The 711-nt window shown below is 66.5% G+C and carries 1 pseudogene; it reads left to right on the top strand.

The annotated features are described in order from the left end of the window. Nucleotides 1–351 precede the first annotated feature (351 nt). Nucleotides 352–711 (top strand): annotated as a pseudogene (locus KUM32_RS33740) (hypothetical protein); the annotation flags it as partial.

Here is a 711-nt window from a genome sequence, read left to right as displayed (position 1 = left end):
AAGCTGTCGCGCGCTGCTCGCGATGGCGGTCAGTGAGGGTGGGGGCGGGGTGGGGGCACCGTGGCTGAGCTGCAGGAAGACTCAACCCAGGACGGGTCGGCCCGGGGTCGTGAACGCGCGTTTTGCTTTTTCGGGTCTGCCACGCTGACATCCCGTCCGCAATACACCCGGACAGTCATCACAAAGCGGTCCACGCAACGTCAGTGGGCCCTTTTTTCTGCCCTGATGTTCGCGGCCGGCGTCCGCGCCCGAGGTCATGAAGTGGATGCGTAGCGAGAAGCGGGCGCTTCGTTTTCACGACAGAAGTGTCACGTCAAGAGAAGTGACAAGAGAAGTGTGGAGTGTGATGCCATGAACCGAGTCGGCAGAGACTCACGCCGGTTAGCCCGAAGGCTCAGAGAACCATCGGCGCGCATCGGTCTGTCCGTTCTCCTCCTGGCCGGCGGCGCCGTGGGAGCGACGACGGGGCCCGCCGCCGCTTCGGCCGACGACGGCACGCTCACGGTCCAGGTGCTGCGCGACTTCTTCGGCACCGGCGTGGTCAACGCGACGATGGACGTGCCGCAGCGGGGCATGAAGGTGCAGGTCACCGACCGCGACGGGCACGTCGTCAACGGCGTCACGGATGCCACGGGGAAGGTCGTGGTGGAGGGGTCGACGGAGCTGGAGGGCGGTCGGTACCGCGTCGACGTCACCGTTCCGGCCCCGTAC

This window comes from Streptomyces sp. AC627_RSS907, assembly GCF_019049165.1.
The sequence above is the reverse complement of the archived record's forward strand: the minus strand, read 5'-3'. Positions and strand labels throughout refer to the sequence as shown.